The organism is Proteus terrae (assembly GCF_003144325.1).
Classification (GTDB): Bacteria; Pseudomonadota; Gammaproteobacteria; order Enterobacterales; family Enterobacteriaceae; genus Proteus; species Proteus terrae.
In genome coordinates this window covers 58,050-83,288 of the sequence record NZ_PENS01000002.1, presented here as the reverse complement: position 1 = coordinate 83,288, position 25,239 = coordinate 58,050, and the positions used below count along the sequence as shown (strand labels likewise).

Below are 25,239 nucleotides of genomic sequence, written 5' to 3'. Positions count from 1 at the left end.
TCGCTCAAGAAATCACAGTAGCGATTGCATTTTATTTTTTATCGAAAAAGAAAAAACCACGCTCTCTTTTCAGATAAACGTGGTTTAAATATTTGAAAACGAAAACAGTTACGCTTTTTGAACTAAAAGTTGATTCACTAAGCGAATAAACTGGTTTGGATCTTCTAAAGAGCCTCTTTCAGCAAATAATGCCTGATCGAGTAATAAATTTACCCAATCCGCAAATAATGCTTCATCCGTTAGCTCGGCTGTTTGCTTCACTAATGGGTGATTTGGATTCAGCTCAAAGTTGTATTTCACTTCTGGCACTTCTTGTCCTGCTGCTGCAAACAATTTAGCCATTTGTGTTGTCATTTCATCAGCACTGGTTGTCACGATTGCTGGAGTATCTGTTAAACGATGCGTTAATTTTACATCTTTAACTTTATCTCCTAGCAAGGTTTTAATACGTTCGACGAACGGTGCTAATTGTTTATCTGTTTCTTCTTGCTCAGCCTGCTTCTCTTCATCTGCAAGTTTATCAAGAGATTCATCCGCTTTACTGACAGACTGGAATGATTTGCCATCAAACTCAGTCAGGTAATTCATCATCCACTCATCTATACGATCAGATAACAGCAGTACCTCGATACCTTTTTTGCGGAACAGCTCTAAATGAGGACTGTTTTTTGCCGCGGCATAGCTATCTGCGGTGATGTAGTAGATTTTTTCCTGACCATCGACCATACGGCCAACATAATCTTCCAGAGAAACTGTTTGAGCATCACTATCGTTATGCGTTGATGCAAAACGTAGTAATTTAGCAATTGTTTCAATGTTAGATGAGTCTTCTGCAGGGCCTTCTTTTAAGACTAAACCAAACTCTTTCCAGAATGCTTGATACTCTTCCGGCTTGTTTTCTGCCAGTTTTTGTAACATCTGTAATGCACGTTTAGTTAATGCACTACGTAAGTTACGTGTAACTGAGCTGTCTTGTAAAATTTCACGTGAAACGTTTAGCGGTAAATCATTAGAATCCACTAACCCACGAATAAAACGCAGGTAATTAGGCATAAACTGCTCAGCTTCATCCATAATAAAGACGCGCTGGACATACAGTTTTAAACCGTGACGTTGTTCACGATTCCATAAATCCCAAGGCGCTTTTGAAGGCACATATAATAAGCTTGTATACTCTTGCTTACCTTCTACACGGTTATGTACCCAGCTTAATGGGTCGGCAAAGTCATGTGAGATATGCTTATAAAACTCTTTATACTCTTCATCACTTACTTCAGATTTGTTACGAGTCCAAAGGGCTTGTGCTTTATTAATTTTTTCCCATGTTACTGTGCCATCTTCTTCATTTTTTGTTTCAATTTCAACAGGCAGAGAAATATGGTCAGAATATTTACTAATAATGCTACGCAGACGCCAATCGTCTAGATACTCATCTTCACCTTCACGTAAATGAAGCGTAATTTCAGTCCCGCGATCTGCTTTTTCAATATCAGCAACGGTGTAATCACCCTCGCCTTCAGACTCCCAAAAAACACCTTTATCTGCACTTTCGCCAGCTGCACGAGTGCGTACTGTCACTTTATCTGCAACGATAAACGCAGAATAGAATCCGACACCAAACTGACCAATTAATTGGCTATCTTTAGCTTGATCTTGTCCGATAGATTCTAAGAATGATTTAGTGCCTGATTTTGCAATAGTACCCAGATTATCAATGACTTCATCGCGAGTCATACCAATACCATTATCACTGATAGTCAGAGTACGAGCTTCTTTATCAGTGGAAATGCGCACATGCAACTCACCATTATTTTCATAAAGTGCTGCATCTGATAATGCACGGAAACGCAATTTATCAGCCGCATCTGATGCGTTCGAAATCAATTCGCGAAGGAAAATTTCTTTATTGGAGTAAAGAGAATGGATCATTAATTGGAGAAGTTGTTTAACTTCTGACTGAAATCCTCTTGTTTCCTGACCTTTCATACTCATTTTTACCTCAATTAATCCTAATTTGGCGAAAAAAATCAATATGAGTAAAAAGTGGGGATAGTTAAGCAAGTTTCAAGGGTCGAGTAAAAAATTAAGCGAATAAAAGTGATTAAGCTCCTTATATGATTAAAGTTTGAGCCAAAATAATACTTGCTGTATATTTTAGTTGTATATTTTATTATACAGCGATATTAACTTGGGTTTATGACTATGAAAGCTTTATTACAACACTGTTTACTAGGTATTGGCTTACTCTCCCTCTCTTCTTTCTCTTATGCAGATAGACAAATCGTAGACCAAATTGGTCGCACTGTTACCATTCCAGACAAAGTAGAAAGAACGGTGGTTTTACAACACCAAACTTTGAACTTATTAGTTCAACTAGATGCCACAGATAAAATTGTTGGTGTGATGTCCAATTGGAAGCAACAACTTGGCGATGGATATGCACAACTAGCACCATCTCTAGAAAAAACACCTAAAGTCGGCGATCTCACCAGTTTTGATGCTGAAAGCTTAGTCAAGCTGCAACCTCAAGTCGTTTTTGTTACTAATTATGCCCCTAAAGAGATGATTGATAAGATCTCTGCTCTTGGTATTCCTGTTGTGGCGATTTCATTACGTAAAGAAGTTAATGATGATAAATCAACACTGAATCCAACATTACAAAATGAAGAGCAAGCCTATAACGAAGGGTTAAAAGAAGGTATTTTGCTGATTGGTGATATCGTCAATAAATCAGAAAATGCACAAGCATTAGTTAACGATACCTTTAAACAACGTGAACAAGTTAGTCAGCGCTTACAAAATGTTCCTAAAGAGCAACGAGTGCGGGCTTATATGGCGAATCCAGACTTAACAACATATGGCTCAGGAAAATATACTGGGTTAATGATGGAACATGCAGGTGCATTTAATGTCGCCGCATCAACCGTTAAAGGTTATAAGCAAGTCTCGCTAGAACAAGTTATTGCATGGGATCCAGAAGTCATTTTTATTCAAGACAGATATCCTCAAGTTGTCGATGAAATCAAACAAGATGCACGTTGGCAAGTCATTAGCGCTGTTAAAAATAACCGAATTTACTTAATGCCTGAGTATGCGAAAGCATGGGGATACCCAATGCCTGAAGCTATGGCAATAGGTGAATTGTGGATGGCAAAAAAAATATATCCTGAAAAATTTAGCGATATCGATATGCAAAAAGCAGCTAATGATTGGTATAAAAAATTCTATCGTACTCAGTATCAAGGAAAAGAGTAGGATATAACACCATGACATTTTCCCTTTTTGCAGCAGGTAGTTTAAAAACTACACTACCTGCTTTTATTGAGCATCATCAGCAAAAAACAGGCGAGAAGTGGACACTTACATTTGGACCTGCCGGGCTTTTGCGCCAACGTATTGAACAAGGGGAAACCTGTCATTTGTTTCTTTCTGCTGATGAAAATAATGCAAAGCAATTAATTGATAAAGGTTTTGCACTACAATATGCTCCTTTTATTGCCAATCAGCTTTGTATTACAGCTCGTCGTAATGATGTAAATGAAGAAGATAACTGGCTTAGCGTATTATCAAATACTGCATTAAAATTAGGGATATCCACACCAAAAACAGATCCCTCAGGGGATTATAGTTGGCAACTATTTGATAATATCGCGCAGATTGACCCAAAGTTAAGTCAGGCATTAAAAATACGAGCACTTTCTTTGGTTGGGGGTGAGCATTCACTTACTATTCCTCAAGGTAGAATGGCAGCACATTATTTAATTGCCACACACCAAGCAGACGCGTTTATTGGTTACCAGCATTACCAAACACAATTAAGCAAATTTCCTGAATTAAAGATCTTCGATATTCCAAAACCCTTTAATGTTATCGCGCACTATTGTGCGACGCTTATTCATTCTCAGGCTTATAGTTTATATCAGGAGATATTATCTCCTTATGCTAAGACGTATTTTATTAAATCTGGATTTTTACCGCTAAGTTCCCATCTTAGCGGTAAGTAACCTTATGTTATATCGGCTATTTTCTGGCATCATTTACAATGATAGCGTTAGCACCTGCGTTTGCTTCATCTAATGCATGTTTTATTGTATCAGCATGAGCAAGTACAACACCTAAACGGCGAGTGCCAGCAATTTCAGGTTTAGCAAAAAGGCGAATTTGGCGATCCGCCTTCAACGCTTTTTCAATACCAGAATAAACGATATTTGTACTATAAAGCTCAGGTAAAATAACAGCTGATGCACAAGGGCCTAATTGGCGAATACCACCAATGGGATAACCTAAAAAAGCACGGACATGAAGCGCGAACTCTGATAAGTCTTGAGAGATTAATGTTACGAGCCCTGTATCATGAGGACGAGGAGAGACTTCATTAAAGAATACCTCATCACCTTGAACAAATAACTCAACACCAAATAAGCCATAGCCCCCTAAGTTCTCAACCACTTTACTCGCAATATGTTCTGCTTTAGCAAGTGCGATATCACTCATTTTTTGAGGCTGCCACGAACTTCGGTAATCCCCTTTTTCTTGTCGATGACCAATAGGGGCACAAAAATGGATACCATCAACAGCATGAATAGTCAGCAAAGTGATCTCAAAATCAAACGGGATCATTTTTTCAACAATAACGCGTCCTTTTCCTGCTCTCCCTCCCTCTTGCGAGTAAGTCCAAGCCTGAGCCAAATCATTTTCATTACGAATAACACTTTGCCCTTTTCCGGATGAACTCATGACGGGTTTTACAATACAAGGGAAGCCTATTTCTAAAGCGGCTTTTTTAAAACTCACTTCATCATCAACAAATTGATAGTTTGACGTAGGTAAATGTAATGTTTCTGAGGCTAATCGACGGATCCCTTCTCTATCCATAGTCAGCTTTACCGCACGGGCGCAAGGAACAATGTTTTGCCCCGTCTGCTCTAATTCAACCAGTAATGTTGTTGCAATAGCTTCAATTTCTGGAACGATAAAATCAGGTCGCTCTTGTTCAATAACTTGCTTTAATGCATCACTATCAAGCATATTTACAACATGATGGCGATGAGCAACATGCATAGCAGGAGCATTCAGATAGCGATCAACAGCAATCACTTCAATGCCTAAGCGTTGGCATTCAATTGCGACTTCTTTGCCTAATTCACCAGCACCTAATAACATCACTTTTGTTGCATTTGCCGTAAGAGCCGTACCCAGCACAGTCATTTTTTATCCTCACCATTAATAAAAACCACAATCACGCAAACGATTGCTTTTCATATAGCATAACGGATTTAGCTTGATAGAAAAATAGCCAGACAAAAAAATAATCAAACAGGGAAATAATACAATTACACCGTTTGGCTGCGTTTTCCTTTTTGAATTTTTAGATAATTCAGGCGTTTTCGGATAAGAGCTAAGATACAGCATAAAAGCCCTAACCAAATTAGAGAGAAACTCACGCCTTTTACTTCATCAAAAACTTCATGGAATAAGAAAACAGCCAGTAAAAATTGAATAGTAGGCTCAATATATTGTGCTAATCCAATTACAGTTAATGTGGTTCGTTTGACGGCTGCGGTAAAAAACAACAACGGCAGTATAGTGACTGGTGCAGTGAGAATATAATAAAAACGAGTCAGATTATCCGCAGAAGGTAGTGCGCTTTTCTCTGTTAAAAACAACCAAATAGTGGCGCCAATGGCTAATGGCATTAACCAAAGTGTTTCCATAAATAAAGAGGTGATCACATCAAAACGAATAAACTTACGGATTAAGCCATATACAGCAAATGCGCCCCCCATCATGATAGCCAATACAGGTAATTCACCGTACATCCACAATTGATAGCCCACACCCGCACAAATTAAGGCAACAGCCCATTTTTCTGCTGAATTAAGCTTTTCTTTAAGAAATATCACACCTAATAAAATAGAGAAAAGCGGATTAATAAAATACCCCAAGCTCGCTTCTAATACTTGTTGATGTGTTAACGCATAAGTAAACGTACACCAAGAAACAGCCATAGCCATTGAACTAAACAGGCACATAAAAACAGAGCGCTTATCTTGTAAAACCACGCGCCATCGTGTTCTATTTTTAATAAAAAGTCGTACGAGTAATAAAAGAGGGATAGACCAGATCAAACGCTGAGCCAACATCTCTAATGGTTGTGCTCCTGGTAACAGCCGATAAAACAGAGGGGTTATTCCCCAAAGAATATAAGAAAAAATGGCTAATACCGCGCCCGATTGAGCCCACATTTAATGTTCCATCAATAAAAGTCAATAAGATTTAATATCATACGCTTAAAACAGATAGAACAATATGATCAGCATCGCTGATTGATTGATCAAACACCAATATAGCCGAATAGACGAGATAAAAAAATCTCCATAAATAACCACTCCGAGAAAAGTAGTTATAAATGGAGAATAGGAAAATACCATTAAGGGAAAACCGTGGTAAAAACCACAACCAGAAAAATAGATGAGTTGTTAGAAAATCTCCCTAACATGCAAAGGTGGCTGTTGCTGAACAAAATCATGTAATTTTTTACGACTTGGTGCTGCAGCTATCGCCCCTTTTTGAGTGGTAGCTAAAGCACCACAAGCAGCTGCTTGCGTCACTATTTTTGATAGGTATTGTTCATCTTCAGCAAAACCATATTCAGCAAGCGCGGCTAACAAACCGGACATAAAGGCATCACCAGCACCTGTTGTATCAATGCATTCAACAGTAAAGGCACTAAATGCAACTTGAGTATTTGGTGTTAAAACTAAACAGCCTTTAGAGCCTTGAGTGATCACTTTTAAACGAGCGGGATAATTTTCTAATTTTTTAAGTGCATTATTCAATGTCACTTCTTGTGTCATCCACGTGAGCTCATCTTCTGATAATTTTAATATGTCTGCTTTATGCGCATAATTATCGATAATTTCACGCATTTCTTCATGATCACGCCACATTTGGGGTCGTAAATTAATATCAAAACTCAATAGTGAACCACTTTCTTTAATGCTTTTGATTGCACAATCTAAGGTCGAGCGACAAATAGGATTCACCAATGCTAAAGAGCAAAAATGCAAAATATCTTTTTCGAATGCAGGTAAAGATTTTTCTGTTAAAAATTGATCAGCAGACTCAGCAACTAAGAAAGTAAAATCACGCTCACCATTTTCTTGTAAAGAGACAAGAACAGTACTGGTACGGTGAAACTCATCAAATTCCATTGCATGAGTATCGACACCCAGATCAAACAGTGTTTTTTGCATAAAATGGCCAAACGCATCTTCACCTACACGCCCAATAAAACCACTTTGTTGACCAAGCCTGGCAACGCCAGCAGCAACATTGACTGGCGCACCACCAGCACATGCTTCATATTGCATGTTTTGCAATGGGATCAAGTCAACAACAGCGTCACCTAAAGACCAGACTTTCATAATCTCTCCTGAAGATAAGCAATTATTTTTCTTAACTATATTCTGTTTTTATGGTTATTCATAACGAATAAATAAAGATATTGCTCGTAAATCCACACTGATAACGTTAACATAACTAGGTAATATGATAAAGTCAATCTCATACATCGTATTTTTTCACTCAGAATGTTATCGTTAACAATAAGAGTAATAGTGTGATTACATCTGTTCTTTACCCTTTCTATGCTCTTAAAAACACACTAATAACTCTGATATATAATAAGGATAATGATATGAAACACCGCTTAGAACAATCAACAAAAGCCTTAAGTACTTTGATTGAAAAACGAGGCAATAAATTTTATCCCCAGTTTCATTTGGCTGCACCTGCGGGTTGGTTGAATGATCCTAATGGTCTTATTTATCATGATGGTTTATATCATGCCTTTTATCAGCATCATCCTTATTCTCAAGATTGGGGGCCAATGCATTGGGGGCATGCTACAAGTACAGATATGATCCACTGGCAACACCAACCTATTGCGTTAGCCCCAGGAGATGACTACGACAAAAGTGGTTGTTTCTCAGGATCAGCAATTAGTCATGAAGGCAAACTCTATCTTTTCTATACAGGACACAACTGGTTAGCAGACGAAGGTGATGATAGCCAAATCTATGAAGCGCAATGTGTTGCTATCAGTGAAGATGGCATTCATTTTGAGAAAAAAGGGATCGTTTTAGAACCCCCTAAAGGTTATATGCATTTTCGTGATCCTAAAGTTTGGTATCAAGAAGGCAAATGGTGGATGGTTGTCGGTGCTCGTGATGAAAAAGATCAAGGACAAGTTCTACTCTTCTCTAGTGACACCTTATTTGTGGAAGGTCAGCAGTGGAACAACGATTACACTGTTTTAGGAAAAACGGATGATAAAAATGTCTATATGTGGGAGTGCCCTGATTTCTTCCCTATTAGCCAAGAAAACGAATTTGCAATCGTCTTCTCACCACAAGGAAAACGAGCCGAAGGATATCAATATCGCAATCTCTTTCAATCAGGTGCGTTAATTGGCCAGTGGGCGCCAAACCAACTCTTTAAACCACAAGGGCATTTTATTGAACTTGATAATGGCCATGACTATTATGCGCCACAATCATTTATAACACCTGATGGCCGTCGCGTTTCTATGGGATGGATGGATATGTGGAATTCGCCCATGCCTTCAAAATCTGAATTTTGGTCTGGCTGTTTTACACTCCCTCGTGAAATCACTTTTGATAAATCCAAAAATCGCTTACGCATGATCCCCGTTAAAGAAGTCGAATCATTACGCCAAGAAAAACAGACTATCCAGCCATTAACACTCAGTAATCAATCCATAGAGCTAATCAATAATACTCCTGCGATCGAACTTGACTTAACATTATCTTTAGACAGCCACGCTGAAAAATTTGGCTTATGGCTAGGTGAAGGGCTTGAGCTCTTTGTTGATAATCAATCACACCGTTTAGTTCTTAATCGTCATTATCCTCAGCACAATATAAGTGGTGCTCGAAGTATTCCATTACCTGAAGGTTGTGAATTGAATTTACGCATTTTCATTGATCGCTCATCAATTGAAATCTTTGTAAACAAAGGTGAATTCACCTTTAGCAGCCGATATTATGATCAACAAGATATTCAAACTTTACGTCTTTTCGCCATTAATGGTGATGCAACACTGATTAATGGTGAATATTGGCAGTTAAATAGTATTTACTGATATTGATAAGATAAGTAAGACGTGAGTCTTTAAATAGACTCACGTTCAACTAATTGGCAAGGTACGTGTATCGTATCTCTATGTTTCCGTTCTTGAATGATATGCAACGTTGCTTCTTTACCTAATTCATAATGAGGCAATTGTACCGTTGTTAATGGTGGATAAAACAACTCTCCTGTACCAATCATATTGTCGTATCCCAAAACAGCCACTTGCTCTGGAATGCGTAACCCCATAGAAAGTAAAACTTGATACGCTAGAAATGCAATACGGTCATTACCACAAATGAGAATATCAAAATCTGCTTTTTGCTGAATACAATGCTTTTTCAATATTTCAATCACATCACGATAATGTTCATCTCCTAACATCATCGTATATTGTTGTAGATCCGCCAATGGTAGCCCAGCCTCTTGCCAAGCATCTTCAACAGCTTTACGACGAATAGGGCCTGCTACAGACTCTTCAGGTATATAGAAGCATAAAGGGCGGCGATACCCTTTTTCGATGACTTTTTTCATCGCAAAATACTGCCCATGATAATCATCAGGAATATAAGTTGGAAAAGCGCACGTTTTATCCAAGCAGTTTGCTAACACTAAATTCTTATCAAGCAACTTTTCATGCACAGTGATTTCACGCAACCCCATCGTGGTATAAATAATACCATCTGGACGTTGAGCCAAAAGTTGCCAAATGGCATTTTCATAACAATCTTGTGCAGTCAAATTGACAACAAATGAACTCCAGCCAAATTCTCTTGCAGTTTGTTCTATCGATAAAATCATTTCCACAGAAAATGGTGTCGTAGCGGTATCAATTGCCAGAACACCAATTGATGATACTTTTGTTCCTTGCCCACGAATTTTTCGTGCAGAATAATCTGGAACATAGTTAAGTTGATCAATCGCATTTTGGACTTGTTTCAGTGTTTCTGGTTTTAATAACTCAGGGTTATTAATCGCTCTTGAGACTGTCATCAAAGAAACGGATGCAAGTCGAGCTACATCTTTCAGTGACGCCATAGCATTGGCTCGATTGGTTTATTAAAAAGGATCAATAGAAATAAAGTGCTATTTTACAAGAAGTAAAGTCAAAAAGCCACAAAGGGAATTGTATTGTAACTAAATACGACTATTAATTTCCTCATAAAAAGACACCTAAATATATTATTTTTTTACTTATTAAATGAGTTTAATATAGTTAAAATCACTTACGAGAAAAAACTTAGTTACAATTAATAATAGTTATCTCCTTTCTTCATTATAGAAATAAATTATTCTTATCTATAAAATACAAATATTGAAACAAAACAAAGTTCTGATATTTTATCTATAATATAATACAGAAGTATTAATCATTTTTAATTTGATATATTCTGAATATGGCTCCGTTGCGTGAATGTCACCCTACACAAAAAAACTTATAAATTAGTCAAATTTCGTTACTCATTCACTTTTAGTGAAAGAGCAGAGTAAAACCAGGAGCAACATATGGAATCAATAATCCACTTAATCACTTTTGAAGATGACAGTACAAAAGTTCAACTTAAAGCAGTTCTTTCTTCTTTAGCTGCTAACGTGAAAACCTATTCAAATGAACAGGCTTTCTTGAAATACTATTTTTCATCAACAAAAGGAGCTCATAAAGAGTGCATCATAATTAATACAAAAAGCAGTGCAGCGCCATCAATCGCACTGATTAAAGAACTCAACAAATTGAAAAACATCATCCCTGTTATTATTATTTCAGGGGATAGTTCCATTGAGAGTTGCCGTAACGCATTTAAATCAGGGGCTTTTGAATATTTAACTCGCCCTCTAAATGTAAATGAACTTCTTAATATTGTCTCGGAATCTTTCTTACATTATGAAAGTGAAGTTGAGCAATTCCGAACATATATATCTCTAAAAGATAAATTTAGTAAGTTATCTAATAGAGAAAAAGAAGTTATGGAGATGATCCTTGAGGGAAATACGAGCAAAGAAGCAGCAGAAAAACTTTCTCTATCGCCTCGTACTGTTGAAGTACATCGTTCAAATATGTATACAAAATTGAAAATAAGATCACTACCACAATTAGTTCAAGAATATGATTTCTTTAAGAAATATGACTTAAGAGCAAGTTAATTTAAAACGTGATTTCTATTTATCAATGGGTTGTATTATCTAACGATATAACGATATGACCTGTTTAATTTCATTATATTTTATTAATGAGAGAAAGCTGTACTTCTAAAAATATTCTATTTTGGATGAATTACACCTAATATGGGAATAATTAATACGTTAAACACCATTCTACGATAGAAAGGGAGGCAACTTATTTTGATGCCACCCTTTCATTAGTGTTCGTTTAATCTCAATCAAAAACACTTGTATATATTATTTTCATAATCGCTATTATTAATAATTATTATGATTATTTTTTATTAACAATAGCAATATAAGAAAAGATGAAGCTCTTCATTTGATATAAATCATTTTTTACTTATTATAAAGATGAATATTCTCATTTTTAATTTCTCATTTTCTTTATTCTTATTTCACGAAGAAAATTATTAGCGATTAAAAAATAATACAAAAGAAATTCTTGTCTCTTTTTTTTATGCCCATTTATAGACTGTTTATGCGTTTTGATTTTTGATTTAAACAAAAAATTCTTTATAAGAATATTCTAATCGAAGTGTTTTAATTGCGATTATTTAAACAGTAAAATAAGAAATAATAATAAGTATTTCCCTTTATACTCCCTTTTACTTAAGAAATTTATTCTCTTTATAGTTTAATTAATGTAATACATCATTTAACATCTCTACTTAATAACACTCAAATAAAGAGCATCATAAAATGATCCTTTTATGTAAGTAAAATACACTAGCCAAGAATAAGTATTAACACCTAGAAAAGTAAATAATTATTAATGATTGATTTATAGTCTTAATATGAGCATAAAAAAAAGGAATCAATCGTTATAAAAAAAATATAAGATAAATTTATACGTTTATTCTTATTCTCACTTTGCACAAATGCCCTTATGCTATCCCCTCCTAACTCGCCTTTTACAAAGAAAAATGAACGCTCAAGATAAAAACCGTCGTCCTATAAAAGCAAGGCAAACAAACTGGGCCACAAAGTGCAGTCGCTATTTACAACAAAAAGGGGCAACCCCTAATGGTATTTCTGTGTTTAGCGTCGTATTTGCATTACTTGCAGGCTTATCACTCTTTTGTGCTCTCTTTTACACATCTGGATTATTACGCTCAATTTTATTGATCCTTGGAGCTATCATGATCCAAGGTCGCCTAATTTGTAATTTATTAGATGGTATGGTTGCCGTCGAAGGGGGCATGAAAAGCCCAGTAGGTGCTGTCTATAATGAATTACCTGACAGAATTGCCGATACTTTAATTATTTTGGGTGTCGGTTATGGGCTTTCTTCTGACTTTTCTATGGCCATTACATTAAGTTGGGTGGGCGCTTTTTTTGCGGTAATGACCGCTTATGTTCGTGTCTTAGGCGGTGCTTGTGGATTAGATCAACAATTTACAGGCCCAATGGCAAAACAACACCGAATGGCATTATTAACCTCTGTTGCCGTTATTGCTGCATTTATTCCTAGTCTTTGGGGAATATGGCTCTTTTTTATTTCATTATGGATTATTATTTTAGGTTCAACGCTGACCACAATTTTCAGAACCCGTCGAATTTTACGGGATTTAGCACAAGGTGTCTGATTAATGAAAAATGGAAAACTTGCTTTAGATGCAAAAGTGGTATCATCCGTCTTAGTCTCTATTTGTCGATTCTTAACAGGTATTCGCGCGAAACAAACCTCTCCTATTGCGAAAGATACGCCTTGTATTTATTACGCTAACCACTCTAGTCATCTTGATGGCTTAGTTATTTGGTCTTGTCTTTCACCCAATATTCGCCCTTATGTTCATCCGGTTGCCGCTGAAGATTATTGGAATAAAAACCGCTTACGCCGTTATTTATCTCGTCGTATCTTTAGAGCTATTCTTATCCCTCGTCATGCTGCCAAAATGAATTTTCCACAAGAAGAAAATTCTTGCGAAGAGATCGTAGAACAACCCACTAATGACTCGGCATCATCGACACCCAATAAAGTCAATGCACTTGCTCTGATGCAAGAAATTTTAGACCAAGGTGATTCTTTAATTATTTTTCCTGAGGGTACTCGAGGTAACGGCGAATCTATTCAAGATTTTAAAGCGGGTCTTTGGCATCTCTCTCGTAAAAATCCAAATGTGCAATTAGTCCCTATTTATCTGGAAAACTTAAATAGAGTCCTTCCTAAAGGTTCTCGCTTAGTTGTTCCTGTTATTTGCAGTGCGATTTTTGGTGCCCCTATTGGCTCCACTCATGAAAATGAAAGTAAACAAGAGTTTCTGGTAAGAGCGAAAAGTGCGTTAGAGGAGCTACACAATGGAACGTATTAATAATGAAGTCCTATGGATCTTTATCGGGCTCTTCTCTTTTTTAATTATTGCCAGCATTATTGGTGCTATTTTAGCAGCCATAAAAGGCCCAACCTCCACTATCACGAATCTTAATTCAAGGATCAACGCATGGTGGGTAATGTGTATTATCGCGGGTGTTGCCATAGGAATTGGGGCGATTGGATCTGTCGTCCTATTTACCATTATCTCATGGCTTGCATTACGCGAACTGATCACCTTAACCCCCACACATCGTGGCGATCATGAAGCGCTCTTCTGGTGCTTCTTCGTTATCTTACCTATCCAATACATTCTTGTTGGCGTGCAATGGTATAACTTAATGGCGGTATTTATCCCAGTTTACGCCTTCTTATTAATACCAACACGTATGGCACTTTCAGGTGATACTCGCCACTTCTTAGAACGTATGGCAAAAGTACAGTGGAGCGTGATGATAGCAATTTATTGCCTAAGTTATGCACCAGCACTTTTAATGTTACCAATAGAAGGTTTTGAAGGTCGTAATATCAATTTACTGCTCTTTTTAATGATAGTGGTGCAAGTTTCTGACGTACTTCAATATGTATTTGGTAAATTATTTGGCAAACATCCTATCGTACCTAAATTAAGCCCAAATAAAACAGTGGAAGGTTTTTTTGGTGGAATTATCTCTGCCAGCCTGATTGGCATGATGTTGTGGTGGGCAACTCCTTTCTCATGGTGGGCGGCATTTTTACTCTCTTTAGTAATTACATTGGCCGGTTTTGCTGGTGGTTTATGCATGTCAGCAATCAAAAGAGACAGTGGTGTAAAAGATTTTGGTACGATGATCGAAGGTCATGGTGGCATGATGGATAGAATGGATTCTCTCTGCTTTGCAGCGCCTATTTTCTTCCATGTTATTCGCTATTTTTATGTTTAGTTTTACTTTGTTTAATCAAATGTAAACTAGCCCGATGTAGGCTCAAATGCCGATATTAAAACCATCGGCATTTTTATACGCCCTATTTCGCTCATGCTAATTTAATATCACTAATTGACTATCATTATATAAATTAAACATTTGTTTTAATTTTAGATTAAAAATACAAAAGAACCATTTTACATATAAATCAAATAATTAAATAAAAACATAACGAATAAAGAGGTCTGATTTCTCTCCATTTTTATTTATAATGATAGCTTAGAAGGCTGCTATCTTTTACCCTAGCGCTCCTTTTTATTTTAGATCCTTTACAATTATGATCACTTGGCTACTTCTTGCTTTTTCTTTGTTATTTCTGGGTTTCAATCGTAAGCTTGCGTTTATTACATTGATATTTACAGCACTTAGCGCATTTATAACGGGTGTTATTACATGGCAAACCTTGCCAGTTATTTTTAGTATTCTCTTACTCGCATTCGCCTATTCTCGCTATAAAAAACAGCCTCTACTTAGAGCTATCATCATTCTCGCACTTGTCATTATTGCCAGTGGATTAACTTTTCACCTTATTCCTGGTTTTAACAATTTACGTTACCTTTCACATGCCATTATAGGTATGAAAAGCGCCCCTTTTTCTTTTTATTTCAATGCCGATAAAGCATTATTACCTTTTATTTTTCTGATTTTTATTCCTACACTTTTTGTCTGCGCGCCATTAAAAAAAGCAAATAAATTACATTGGGCAATGCTAATTATTGCCATTCCTGCATTATTATTGATCGCTGTAAAGCTAGGAGGATTGGCAATTGAATTGCACTTACCATCGTGGCTACCTGCATTTATTCTCGCGAATCTCTTTTTTGTATCACTTGCTGAAGAAGCATTATTTAGAGGTGTTATTCAGCAAACATTATCACGTTACCTTCCCCCTTATGTCGCGCTATTAATAGCAGCCATTATCTTTGGTTTAGCACATTCTGCAGGCGGATTACTGTTGATCATATTTGCTTCACTGGCAGGTATTATTTATGGATTAGCGTGGATGTGGAGTGGTCGACTTTGGGTTTCAACGCTATTTCACTTTGCACTTAACCTGACTCACCTTCTCTTCTTTACTTACCCATTTAAAATCGCGTGATCTCTATTTATCACCATTTAATACTGGTTTAATTTTTATTCTGATCTTCACTGCCTTTTACTGATATCTTAACTTCATCAGTAAAAGGATGAGTGAAACGTGAAAGCAATCACACAAATAGAATACAGATATTCTTATTTGCGCCCATCATCTGATGAAATTTTTGTTAGTATGCTTTATCGCTTATCTATAAATAATCAACACTTCATACGGCGAACAACAATAAGCCAAAAATAATAACATCCATTAACACGATAAGAAGTTGTCTTACTTTGCGGTATAGACCTCAGAAAAAATAGGTAAGCTTTGCTCTGTTTGCTTTTTTACTTTTTTTGCTTTTTTTAGTTCAGCGTTATCTGCTGATATTTTGCCTCTCTTATTACCAGGACAAAAAATATGTTAGACCAAGAAATGATCCGAACCTTTATACAGGTCGCCGATTGCCAAAGTTTTACCAAAGCAGCCGATGTGCTTCATAAAACATCAGCAGCAATTAGTTACCGTATCAAAACATTAGAAGAAAATATCGGCACCCAACTTTTTAATCGCACCACAAGAACCGTTACACTGACACCTGCGGGCGAATATCTATTAGAAAAATGTCGTCAATGGATTGTATGGTTAGAGTCAATGCCTGTGGAACTTCAGCAGATGAACGCGGGTGTCGAACATCAGGTCAACATTGTCATCAATAATCTGCTTTATGATCGCACCGCAGTTGCCAGTATGTTGGCTTGTCTTCATCAACGCTTTCCTTCTACCCAGTTTCATATCACTCGCCAAGTCTATATGGGTGTTTGGGATGCGCTTATTAACGAAGATTATCATTTTGCTATCGGCGTTACTGGCAATGAATCTCTTAAGAATAATATTAACATTTGTGCAATGGGCGAAATTCAATGGCAATTTGTTGTCGCGCCTAATCATCCTTTAGCCAATATCAGTGGTGTATTAAGTGATGACCAAATGCGTATGTATTCTGCTGTAAACGTCGAAGATACCTCTCGCCATCTTTCTAAACGTACAGCATGGCGTTTATCGGGTCAGCATGAGATCCGTGTGCCTGATTTACATACCAAATTAGCCTGTCACTTAAAAGGCGTAGGAATAGGATTTTTGCCATTAAGTTTATGCAAACCACTTATAGATAGCGGACAGTTAATTGCGAAAGAAGTGAAAAACCGTCGTCATAACTCCCCTCTTTCATTAGCATGGTGTGAAGATAAAAAAGGTGCTGTAGTGAGCTATTTAGTGGAGTTGTTTAAGCAAAATCATCCTAGTGTGCAATCGTTTTACGATCCTTTAAATTAAAAAGGCAAACCGAAGTTTGCCCTTTAACTGTTTATTCAGTGACTATCTGAATAGTGTGCTACGCTTTTGCTTCTTCATTATTGTTGTTGCTTTCTTTAATAAAGAGGCTTGCCACAATACCGATACAAATCAGAATAGCTGCAAAGTAGAAACCTGAGTCCATGCTACCTGTTTTGTCTGATAAGAAACCCGTTAATGTTGGAGCAAAAACAGAACCTAACATACCGATACAGTTATAAACACCAAACGATGTACCTAGTGCATGTCGCGGTGAGTTATCAGCAACTACAGCAACAAGGACTGGGTTTGTACTGATTTTACCTACAATACCGTAAAGGATCAGAGCACCAATTAACACAGGCATTGATTCTGACATTGGTACAGCAAGAATAGCGACTAATGACAGCGGTAACATGATCAGTAATACAGGTTTACGACGACCAATTTTATCTGAAACCCAGCTAAAAATAAGTGAACCAGGAATAGCAAACCATGGCATTAATGATGCGATAGTTGAAATTTGAGTTCCTGTAATTCCACGCTCAGTTTCTAAGTAGTACGGTAACCAAGTGACTAATACAAAGAAGCCATAGATTGAACAGAAGATAGTGACATATGCAAGGTTGATATTGCGATTGCCAAATAGATCTTTAAATGTCAGTTTAACTTTCTGTTTTGGAGCGCCACTTTCTGCCGCAGGTTGTGCTTTTGGCTTATCTTTGATGATCCATAACATCACCAAACCAATAATAATAATTGGCACACCAATGATATAGAACGGAGCACGCCAGCTCATTCCCATCTCACCGACAGAAATACTTGAAATGTAGTAACCAATAGACAGACCAAATGCCATACCACTATTGATAATCGCACTACCTAATGTAATACGATGCTTCGGTATTGCTTCTGAAGATAAGCCATACTGAGGGCCATAATAGAAGCCTTGGAATATCCCCACCATGACCCATGCAAACATAAAGGTCACGTAAGTTGGCATCATCCCCGCAATAATGGTAAATCCACCAAAGAGAACAACCCCTGTTACTAATACTTTTTTCTTACCTAAATAGTCACCTATCATTCCTGATGGAATATTAAGTGCAGTATATCCGATAAAGAAAATACTCATGATAGAACCGAGTTGAGCTTTAGTAAGATCAAACTCAGCACCAATATTGACCATTAAAGGGCCGACAATAGCGCGGCTACCATACAGTGCAATCCAACCAAAGAAGAAGATAATGGTCAGTTTGACCCAATAAGGGACTTTGCCTTTCTCATTCACTTGTGCATCGTTCATAATGACGCTCCTGAAAGCATTTTTATTAAGACTTATAAATTAAAGTGCCAGACTGACCTTCAATAACTTGTTGAATATTTTGTAATGCACCAATATGAGCTTGTTGCCCTGTTTCATTAACAAAATCACTCACTGCCATAATTTTTGGTCCCATTGCGCCATCAGCGACAGCCATTGGTGCAAGTTCTTCTGGTGTTGCTTCACGAATTGCAGCTTGTTCTGGTGTACCCCAATTTTTATAAATAGCATCTGCCTCTGTTAAAATAACAAAGTGCTCAGCATTTAATTCACGAGAAATTAAAGCCGCAGTTAAATCTTTATCAATAACCGCTTCACTACCAATAAACTCATTATTTGAATTGTTGACTGGAATACCACCACCACCACCACAAATAACAATATGACCTTTATCTAATAAAAGTCTTACTGCCTCGATATCAATAATCTTTTTCGGTGTTGGAGATGGAACAACACGGCGATAATGTTTACCGTCTTGTTTAAATGTCCATTGATACTTCGCAATTAATTTTTCTTTATCAGCTTCATCATAAATAGGGCCAATAAATTTACTTGGATCGTTAAATGCTTCATCATTAATATCAACTGAAACTCGAGTCATTACCGTTGTAATAGCTTGTTCAGGATGATTTTGATTAATTTTCTGCATCATCATATAACCAATCATACCTTGGCTTTCTGCCACCAAGATATCTAACGGGTATGCAGGAACATCTTGATATGCAAGGTTTTGCAGTGCAAGCAATCCAACTTGAGGCCCATTACCGTGTACTAATACAACACGATACTCTTTGGCTAATTTATTAATTGTCTCTGACATCAATTCAATATTTTTATATTGATTTTCAGCAGACAAAACTTCTCCGCGTTGCAATAATGCATTTCCGCCTAAAGCAATAACAATTGTTTTCATAATTATCCGTATCCGAATGTTTATATAAATTCTTTTATTAAAAAAATTTAATCAATATGCTGTTGTTGTTTTTTAGCTTGGTAACCAATCCATAATCCCAGTAATGTATCTGCTCCAGAATGATGACCAATAGAGAGTATTTCCAACATATCCTTAAAAATAATCTCTTTATTCTTTATTTTTTTACCTAGTTGAATGAGATAGGTAGAAAATATTCCCTGTGTGGCATATTCCAAATAATGCTTACTGACAATAGTGGTCAATTCAGATAAAGGTGGTGTGTTATTAAAAAAATTATTAAGTTTCTTTTCAGGCTCTGCTAAATAATGCGCAAATAACATTCCCACCAGCATATCATCTGAACTTGGCGTTAACCCGGGGCCTTTCCCTGTAAAAATAGCCCAGTTAACTGCATTGCCTAATAGTTGGTTATGAAACAGCTTAGTTAATAACTTAATTTCACTTAGTTGCGCGATTTGACGGTAATTTTTCAATGATCCATATAACCCCGTTGCAATCGAGGGTGATAACAGAGAAAAAAAACTTTCTAACCAACGTAAATCTAAATCCGCTTTATCTTGCAAGCGCAAATTCTCACTTTGACCTGCGATCAATGTGAGTTTATTTGTTAGTGTTGCTTGATGATTTTTAAGATCCATCACAATCGAGGGATAGCACTGTTTTGCAAAATAATCAAAATCATCTTGCTTCAGCAACCACCCCATCGGGCTTAATCCTCTTCCTTCACGATGAAAAGTCATTAAGCGTTGCTGAGGGCAAATGAAATTCAAAGCATGATCATAAATGCCCACACATTTAATCTCACCTTCAAAGTCAGTGATATGCTGGCTGGTTTGAAGTGCTTGAATTTGCATAATGCCCCCTTTATTGCTGTGCTTTGTCGTTAGAAAACGAGATTAAGCGTCGATACCTAGCTCTTCAGCAAGTGCAACAATCGCTTTTTCAAAGCAACCTAAAGGTGCACGTACAGTACCCGCACCAATCTGACCAACACCCGGCTCTTTATGTGCAATACCAGTGTTAATCAGTGGAGTGATCCCTGTTTCAACAACACGACGCGCATCTAAGCCTAAACATGCACCTTGGAAATCCCAAGTTGGAATTTGCAACATCATGTTACGAGCAAGATAGATCTCAGCCATTTCTTCAGTCACTTCACGTGCTGCATCCATACCACCGGATGCACCAACAAAGCGTGTTACACCAGGAGCCGCAACCATTGCTGCGCCACCAATACCGAAAGTTTCAGTGATTGCACTGTCACCAATATCTGGATTTGCATCTGCTTGGCTAAAGCCAGAGAAGAATAAACCTTGCGGTGTATTGACTGGAGCGGTAAACCATTGGTCACCCATTCCGCTGATTTTGATACCAAAGTTGCTACCATTACGAGTCATCACAGTGACGATAGTACCTTGCTTGATTTGAGCACCTGCATCCATCGCCGCTTTACAGTAAGCCATTGCTAAGTTCAGGAAGAACTGATCTGTAATGCTCAGGAATTTAGTCACTTTTGTGATTTCAGCATCTTCAAAATCTAATGTACTTAATACAGGTGCCAGCTGACGCAGTAACAGTGCAGATGCAGCGATGTTACGTTGGTGGAATTCATCACCCATCGTAATTGCCTGCCCCATAATTGCAGTTAGATCGATACCGTTTTCAAACGTTGCAATCGCTGCTTTTAATACTGGCGCTAAACTCTTTTGCATCCAATGTAGACGTTCTTGCACATCTGGGCCGTAAGCACCAAAGCGCATCACTTTACCGATACCTTCGTTCATATTGCAGTAAGCATAGTTACCATGAATGTGGTTTTTGATAACCAGCATTGGCATATGAGCAGAAGTAATACCACCCATTGGGCCTACTGCATTTACGTTATGACAAGGAATAAACTCGATTTCGCCTGCTTCTAACATGGCTAATGCTTGCTCTTCAGTTTCTGCCCAGCCTTCAAATAAAGAAGCACCGATACATGCACCACGAACAGGGCCGCTCATTTCTCCCCAAGTTACTGGTGGACCTGCGTGAAGTAATTTTTTACCTGACTCTAAAGTAGGAACAACTTCTTTTGCTAAGCTAACATCACACCAGTGAGGACGGGCTTCACGGATACGTTCGATAACTGCTTCATTCGCTTGTTCGATAGTTGAGTACATATCTGCAATTCCTTATTTCAATTTCTTTAATATTTCAGCCAATTTTTTATTGCCACCTGCGACAGGTGCCCACTGATAATGAACAACAGGAGTGCCACTTGATTGCAGATCGTCTGCAAAGCTACGTAATCCTGCGTTGATCACAGAGATCCCATTAAGCAGTGGCGACACTTCAGCATGTGCTTCTGCTGGATGTGGCTGGATTAATTCTTTTGCTAATAAAACGGCTTCTGGCAACGTATCCATCACAATAATGCCCGCTTCTTTCAGCTGTTTTTGCTGTTCGCTGCGGTTTTGTGGATCATCTTCAGTACCAGTGATAGTTGCGATAGTGATTAGTGGATTAGCTTCGCCACGTTTCTCATTCAGTTTCTTGATTTCCTGAATTAACGCGCCAGCTGGATCTTGAGTTGCTCCATAACCAATAACAAAATCAACCAGTAACACGCCGGCTTCTGTTTTATTGCTTAGCTCACTGATAAATTTGTTACGTGTAGATGGGTCAATCATTGGGTGTGGTTTACCCTGTGTATAGAAGTCATCACCCATATCGATAATTTTGTGGCCATCTACATCTAACATCGTGCCTTGTTTATGCTCGTTATCGACTTCAACATTAAGTTTTTCAGATAACAGCATGGCGCACTCAGCAGCTAACGTACCACCGGCATAAAGACCAATGATTTTCTTACCAGCTACTTTTGGTAACTCTGCTGCGATATCTTCAACACGCGCTAATTCAGCCGCAATACGTGCAGTTTCATCTAAAGTACGAGTGAAATAGATATTGTCGTCTTGGAATTTCTCAGGTGTTGTTCCTAAGAATTGAGCCACAATCGGTTTATTATGACGTTTCATTTCTGCAATGATTTTTTGACGAACAGCTGGTGCTGGTGGCTTAGAAACAAAGGCAATAACACGAGTATTAGGATCAGCCGCCAGCATATTGATAGCAGTGATTGCACTGATACCGCCAATTTGCTCTGTTAAATCACGACCACCTAAACCAATTGAGTGAGAAATACCTTGGCGTTGTAAAACGATTTGAGAGGTAATTTCTTGAATACCTGTACCTGATGCGCCAACGATACCAATTGAGCCTTTCGGTGCAATGTTAGCAAAAGCAAGAGGAGCACCTGCAATATTTGCCGTACCACAGTCAGGCCCCATAACAATCAGACCTTTGGCTGCTGCTTTTTCTTTTAATGCTTTTTCATCTGCAATAGATACGTTGTCAGAGAACAGCATAACGTTACAGCCATCTTCTAAACCCGTATCCGCTAGCTCAGCAGCATATTCACCGGCAATAGAGATAAGCAACATATTGGCACCAGTGCTTTTTTGTTTAGCGGTGCGCCAGCTACGTACTGTCGTTAATTTGTTACCGCCTTTTTGACCGCTTGCAATTTCTGCTAATGCTTCTTCTAACGCAGTAGAAATCATATCGATAATCGCAGGATCATCTGATTCCGCTTTAATCGAAACACAAATGTCATTCGGTGTTGCTTCGTTAAACATGTCATGCCAGAAACCGGTGACATCAAGAAGAGATTTATTCGCTGGTGTTCCCATCATGACGGAAATTTCTTCCACCTCTGGGGCTTCACTTAATTTTCGGGAAATAATCATCAGGCTTACTGAATCCTGAAAGCTCCCTTTTTTAATAAAAGCATGGATCATTATGATATCCTTAACGCATTTAATATATGTAACAGCACATATTTATTTGCATTTCGTTTTTTTGATAATAAGAAGCCTATTTGCTTAAGTTATTAAGCAATATAAATAAATGTCTGATTTATTAATTTCTAATCTCTGCGTATAAACATACTGAAGAAATATCAAAATGTAGAGTGATAGAAGTCACACTTATTTATTGTAAAAAATTTTTATTTAATCGAACGGTATTTATTAAATAAATTATGATGAGAAAAGTTTATTAATTTTGGAATAAAACCACAAACTTCAGAAAGAGATTTAACTAACAAGAAACAATTACCAAGCTATAAATTTCAAATAAAACAAAGACAACTGATTTGTAAGTTACAATTTCATAACATACAGTAATAAATTATTATTATCAACAAATAAAAAAAGCTATTTTTCTTTCTTAGATTTTTAAATTATCCTTTATTTTTAATTGCATTTAATTTTATAAAATAGCAAAAAAAGCCTTGTATTTAATAAGGCTTTTAAAATAGAAAGAATATTTAATATATGACTTAAGTTACTGCTTAATAGCTTCTACTTGAATTTTTAATGTCATATTATCAGCCATCCCTTCTTTAACTAAAAAGTCTACACCCCAAGCTGAACGTTTAATGGTCGTTTCAAAATCGCCCCCACATACAGGTGCATTAAATACAGGGCTTTCATAACAATTAAATTTAGTTGCCGTTAATTGAATTGGCAGTGTTTTTCCTTTCATGGTTAATAACCCTTCAATAAATGTGGGCTTATTATTAGAGAAATGCCATTGTGTTGAAGAAAATTGAATTGTTGGATATTTATCTGCATCTAAGATATCGGCACTTTTTACGTGATTATCAAATGCCGTTAATCCCGTATTTAATGTTTTAACTGGAATAGAAACGTTTATTTTTCCTCTATTATTTTCTGGTGAATACGTTAAATTCCCTTCAATTTCATAAAAACCACCACTATTGGTTGAAGTTCCAAAGTGATCAATATAAAACATGGCTTTAGTGTGTGTTGGCTCAAGTTTATATTCATTTGCTTGTACTGTAGGCACAAGTAATAATGATGATATTATGGCAGATAAAATAAATTTCATTATAGTTTCCTAATATATTTTTATAAAAGAATGCCCATAAAGAAAAAACTTTATAGGCGTTTTTAAACACAGAAAATATAAATTACAAAGAGAGTTGAAAATTAATTAACGCTGAGAATCCAAAACTTCGTTATTTTTTAATACATCTTGAGCTTTGCTATAACTTTCAATTAATAACTGATAAGCAGGGAAAATCTGGGTATATGCTTGCGCCCATTCTGCTGCATCAGCACGGTTCCATGTTTTTTGAATTTCAGAAGCAACTGCTGCGGTATCCATCGGTACTACGCCAGCTTGAACAATACGAGCCAAGGTAATTTCTTCCGCCATTTTACTGTAAGTACCTGATGCATCAATCACTGCAAATACTTGATAACCCTCAGCAACGGCACTAATTGCAGGGAATGCCATACAAACACTCGTAATAGTACCCGCAATAATTAATTGCTTTTTACCTGTGGCTTTAACGGCTTCAACAAACTCAGGATTATCCCAAGCATTAATTTCACCTTTACGTGCAATATATTTTGCGTGAGGAGCATTTTGATGAATTTCAGGAATTAATGGACCATTAGGACCTTGTGGTACAGAAGCCGTTGTAATAACAGGCATGTTAGCTAATGTTGCTATTTTTGCTAATACTGAAGCACGAGCTCGTAATTCAGTCATTGGCATATCACCCACTGTTTGGAATAAACCACTTTGATGATCAATTAATAACATAACCGCATCTTCTGGATTAATTACAGGGCGTTGACCATTAAAATTTGCTGGAGTGCTCATTTATTTATTCCTTTTAATTAATAAAGTTGATCATTAACATGATTGAAGAACAATATTAGAAAAAAATATCTTCATATCGTTTCTCTTTCGTTGTAATAAACAATAATCAATTAATTAAAAGCTCGGTAGTAGCAATTCTGATAAACACTATTCTAAAAATAGAACACTGAAACATTTTATTATTGTCCTATTTTTAGGATGATGAAATCTATTTTTGGCACTACTTAAATATATTAGCCGCTC

The 25,239-nt window shown here is 37.0% G+C and carries 21 protein-coding genes; 9 read left to right on the top strand and 12 right to left on the bottom strand.

Going from position 1 to position 25,239, the window contains the following annotated elements; translation table 11 throughout:
- Positions 1-108: 108 nt before the first annotated feature.
- Complete coding sequence (gene htpG, locus DK857_RS02230; RefSeq protein ID WP_109395399.1) at positions 109-1,992, bottom strand: molecular chaperone HtpG; 1,884 nt, start codon at positions 1,990-1,992, stop codon at positions 109-111.
- A gap of 210 nt (positions 1,993-2,202) precedes the next feature.
- On the opposite strand from htpG, the gene DK857_RS02225 reads away from it, so the two are divergent.
- Complete coding sequence (locus DK857_RS02225; RefSeq protein WP_109395400.1) at positions 2,203-3,255, top strand: ABC transporter substrate-binding protein; 1,053 nt, start codon at positions 2,203-2,205, stop codon at positions 3,253-3,255.
- 11 nt (positions 3,256-3,266) lie between these two features.
- The gene (locus DK857_RS02220; protein WP_109395401.1) at positions 3,267-4,004 is read left to right on the top strand and encodes a substrate-binding domain-containing protein; all 738 of its coding nucleotides are present in this window, start codon (positions 3,267-3,269) and stop codon (positions 4,002-4,004) included.
- Positions 4,005-4,020: 16 nt separating this feature from the next.
- Here DK857_RS02220 and purT read toward each other — a convergent pair whose 3' ends face one another.
- From purT to DK857_RS02205, 3 genes are all read right to left on the bottom strand, one after another.
- A complete protein-coding gene (gene purT, locus DK857_RS02215; RefSeq protein ID WP_109401413.1) occupies positions 4,021-5,208 on the bottom strand; it encodes a formate-dependent phosphoribosylglycinamide formyltransferase in 1,188 nt (395 codons plus the stop codon).
- 125 nt (positions 5,209-5,333) lie between these two features.
- Positions 5,334-6,245 carry an EamA family transporter RarD gene (gene rarD, locus DK857_RS02210; protein ID WP_109401412.1) on the bottom strand — a complete coding sequence of 304 codons (912 nt, stop codon included), beginning with the start codon at positions 6,243-6,245 and terminating at the stop codon, positions 5,334-5,336.
- A 234-nt stretch (positions 6,246-6,479) separates the two neighbouring features.
- The gene (locus DK857_RS02205; RefSeq protein WP_109395404.1) at positions 6,480-7,427 is read right to left on the bottom strand and encodes an aminoimidazole riboside kinase; all 948 of its coding nucleotides are present in this window, start codon (positions 7,425-7,427) and stop codon (positions 6,480-6,482) included.
- 272 nt (positions 7,428-7,699) lie between these two features.
- Between DK857_RS02205 and DK857_RS02200 the strand changes: the two genes are divergently transcribed.
- On the top strand, positions 7,700-9,166 hold the full coding sequence (locus DK857_RS02200) for a glycoside hydrolase family 32 protein (protein WP_109395405.1): 1,467 nt from the start codon (positions 7,700-7,702) through the stop codon (positions 9,164-9,166).
- Positions 9,167-9,195: 29 nt separating this feature from the next.
- Here DK857_RS02200 and DK857_RS02195 read toward each other — a convergent pair whose 3' ends face one another.
- A complete protein-coding gene (locus DK857_RS02195) occupies positions 9,196-10,191 on the bottom strand; it encodes a LacI family DNA-binding transcriptional regulator (protein WP_109395406.1) in 996 nt (331 codons plus the stop codon).
- 468 nt (positions 10,192-10,659) lie between these two features.
- Here DK857_RS02195 and DK857_RS02190 point away from each other — a divergent pair, with 468 nt between their 5' ends.
- From DK857_RS02190 to allS, 6 genes are all read left to right on the top strand, one after another.
- Complete coding sequence (locus tag DK857_RS02190; protein WP_109395407.1) at positions 10,660-11,295, top strand: response regulator transcription factor; 636 nt, start codon at positions 10,660-10,662, stop codon at positions 11,293-11,295.
- A gap of 944 nt (positions 11,296-12,239) precedes the next feature.
- Positions 12,240-12,902 (top strand): CDP-alcohol phosphatidyltransferase family protein, encoded by a 663-nt coding sequence (locus DK857_RS02185; RefSeq protein ID WP_109395408.1) that lies wholly within the window; start codon positions 12,240-12,242, stop codon positions 12,900-12,902.
- A 3-nt stretch (positions 12,903-12,905) separates the two neighbouring features.
- Positions 12,906-13,628, top strand: a complete 723-nt coding sequence (locus DK857_RS02180) for a lysophospholipid acyltransferase family protein (protein WP_109395409.1) — start codon at positions 12,906-12,908, stop codon at positions 13,626-13,628.
- Positions 13,615-14,550, top strand: a complete 936-nt coding sequence (locus tag DK857_RS02175) for a phosphatidate cytidylyltransferase (RefSeq protein WP_023582641.1) — start codon at positions 13,615-13,617, stop codon at positions 14,548-14,550. The genes DK857_RS02180 and DK857_RS02175 overlap by 14 nt, the downstream gene beginning before the upstream one ends.
- 319 nt (positions 14,551-14,869) lie before the next feature.
- Positions 14,870-15,691: a CPBP family intramembrane glutamic endopeptidase gene (locus DK857_RS02170; protein WP_109395410.1), complete on the top strand. Its 822-nt coding sequence runs from the start codon at positions 14,870-14,872 to the stop codon at positions 15,689-15,691.
- Between the two features lie 396 nt (positions 15,692-16,087).
- A complete protein-coding gene (gene allS / locus DK857_RS02165) occupies positions 16,088-17,002 on the top strand; it encodes an HTH-type transcriptional activator AllS (RefSeq protein WP_036934748.1) in 915 nt (304 codons plus the stop codon).
- Between the two features lie 58 nt (positions 17,003-17,060).
- Here the strand turns inward: allS and DK857_RS02160 are convergent, their stop codons facing one another.
- The 7 genes from DK857_RS02160 to DK857_RS02130 all read right to left on the bottom strand — a co-directional run bounded on the left by DK857_RS02160 (position 17,061) and on the right by DK857_RS02130 (position 24,996).
- Positions 17,061-18,305: an MFS transporter gene (locus DK857_RS02160; RefSeq protein WP_109395411.1), complete on the bottom strand. Its 1,245-nt coding sequence runs from the start codon at positions 18,303-18,305 to the stop codon at positions 17,061-17,063.
- A gap of 25 nt (positions 18,306-18,330) precedes the next feature.
- The gene (locus DK857_RS02155; protein WP_109401411.1) at positions 18,331-19,236 is read right to left on the bottom strand and encodes a carbamate kinase; all 906 of its coding nucleotides are present in this window, start codon (positions 19,234-19,236) and stop codon (positions 18,331-18,333) included.
- A gap of 47 nt (positions 19,237-19,283) precedes the next feature.
- A complete protein-coding gene (locus tag DK857_RS02150) occupies positions 19,284-20,111 on the bottom strand; it encodes a DUF2877 domain-containing protein (RefSeq protein ID WP_109401410.1) in 828 nt (275 codons plus the stop codon).
- A gap of 42 nt (positions 20,112-20,153) precedes the next feature.
- Positions 20,154-21,419: a YlbE family protein gene (locus DK857_RS02145; protein ID WP_109395413.1), complete on the bottom strand. Its 1,266-nt coding sequence runs from the start codon at positions 21,417-21,419 to the stop codon at positions 20,154-20,156.
- 12 nt (positions 21,420-21,431) lie between these two features.
- The gene (locus DK857_RS02140; RefSeq protein WP_109401409.1) at positions 21,432-23,099 is read right to left on the bottom strand and encodes an acyl-CoA synthetase FdrA; all 1,668 of its coding nucleotides are present in this window, start codon (positions 23,097-23,099) and stop codon (positions 21,432-21,434) included.
- Positions 23,100-23,646: 547 nt separating this feature from the next.
- On the bottom strand, positions 23,647-24,213 hold the full coding sequence (locus tag DK857_RS02135; protein ID WP_109401408.1) for a YceI family protein: 567 nt from the start codon (positions 24,211-24,213) through the stop codon (positions 23,647-23,649).
- A 105-nt stretch (positions 24,214-24,318) separates the two neighbouring features.
- Positions 24,319-24,996: a hydrolase gene (locus tag DK857_RS02130; protein ID WP_109395416.1), complete on the bottom strand. Its 678-nt coding sequence runs from the start codon at positions 24,994-24,996 to the stop codon at positions 24,319-24,321.
- Positions 24,997-25,239 lie beyond the last annotated feature (243 nt).

Excerpts from the sequence above, each read along its gene's own strand:
- rarD (WP_109401412.1), bottom strand. The coding sequence starts at position 6,245 with ATGTGGGCTCAATCGGGCGCGGTATTAGCCATTTTTTCTTATATTCTT.
- DK857_RS02195 (WP_109395406.1), bottom strand. The coding sequence starts at position 10,191 with ATGGCGTCACTGAAAGATGTAGCTCGACTTGCATCCGTTTCTTTGATG.
- DK857_RS02200 (WP_109395405.1), top strand. The coding sequence starts at position 7,700 with ATGAAACACCGCTTAGAACAATCAACAAAAGCCTTAAGTACTTTGATT.
- DK857_RS02155 (WP_109401411.1), bottom strand. The coding sequence starts at position 19,236 with ATGAAAACAATTGTTATTGCTTTAGGCGGAAATGCATTATTGCAACGC.
- DK857_RS02170 (WP_109395410.1), top strand. The coding sequence starts at position 14,870 with ATGATCACTTGGCTACTTCTTGCTTTTTCTTTGTTATTTCTGGGTTTC.
- DK857_RS02145 (WP_109395413.1), bottom strand. The coding sequence starts at position 21,419 with ATGTACTCAACTATCGAACAAGCGAATGAAGCAGTTATCGAACGTATC.
- DK857_RS02175 (WP_023582641.1), top strand. The coding sequence starts at position 13,615 with ATGGAACGTATTAATAATGAAGTCCTATGGATCTTTATCGGGCTCTTC.
- DK857_RS02130 (WP_109395416.1), bottom strand. The coding sequence starts at position 24,996 with ATGAGCACTCCAGCAAATTTTAATGGTCAACGCCCTGTAATTAATCCA.
- DK857_RS02160 (WP_109395411.1), bottom strand. The coding sequence starts at position 18,305 with ATGAACGATGCACAAGTGAATGAGAAAGGCAAAGTCCCTTATTGGGTC.
- htpG (WP_109395399.1), bottom strand. The coding sequence starts at position 1,992 with ATGAGTATGAAAGGTCAGGAAACAAGAGGATTTCAGTCAGAAGTTAAA.
- DK857_RS02180 (WP_109395409.1), top strand. The coding sequence starts at position 12,906 with ATGAAAAATGGAAAACTTGCTTTAGATGCAAAAGTGGTATCATCCGTC.
- DK857_RS02140 (WP_109401409.1), bottom strand. The coding sequence starts at position 23,099 with ATGATCCATGCTTTTATTAAAAAAGGGAGCTTTCAGGATTCAGTAAGC.
- DK857_RS02135 (WP_109401408.1), bottom strand. The coding sequence starts at position 24,213 with ATGAAATTTATTTTATCTGCCATAATATCATCATTATTACTTGTGCCT.
- purT (WP_109401413.1), bottom strand. The coding sequence starts at position 5,208 with ATGACTGTGCTGGGTACGGCTCTTACGGCAAATGCAACAAAAGTGATG.
- DK857_RS02225 (WP_109395400.1), top strand. The coding sequence starts at position 2,203 with ATGAAAGCTTTATTACAACACTGTTTACTAGGTATTGGCTTACTCTCC.
- allS (WP_036934748.1), top strand. The coding sequence starts at position 16,088 with ATGTTAGACCAAGAAATGATCCGAACCTTTATACAGGTCGCCGATTGC.
- DK857_RS02150 (WP_109401410.1), bottom strand. The coding sequence starts at position 20,111 with ATGCAAATTCAAGCACTTCAAACCAGCCAGCATATCACTGACTTTGAA.
- DK857_RS02190 (WP_109395407.1), top strand. The coding sequence starts at position 10,660 with ATGGAATCAATAATCCACTTAATCACTTTTGAAGATGACAGTACAAAA.
- DK857_RS02185 (WP_109395408.1), top strand. The coding sequence starts at position 12,240 with ATGAACGCTCAAGATAAAAACCGTCGTCCTATAAAAGCAAGGCAAACA.
- DK857_RS02205 (WP_109395404.1), bottom strand. The coding sequence starts at position 7,427 with ATGAAAGTCTGGTCTTTAGGTGACGCTGTTGTTGACTTGATCCCATTG.
- DK857_RS02220 (WP_109395401.1), top strand. The coding sequence starts at position 3,267 with ATGACATTTTCCCTTTTTGCAGCAGGTAGTTTAAAAACTACACTACCT.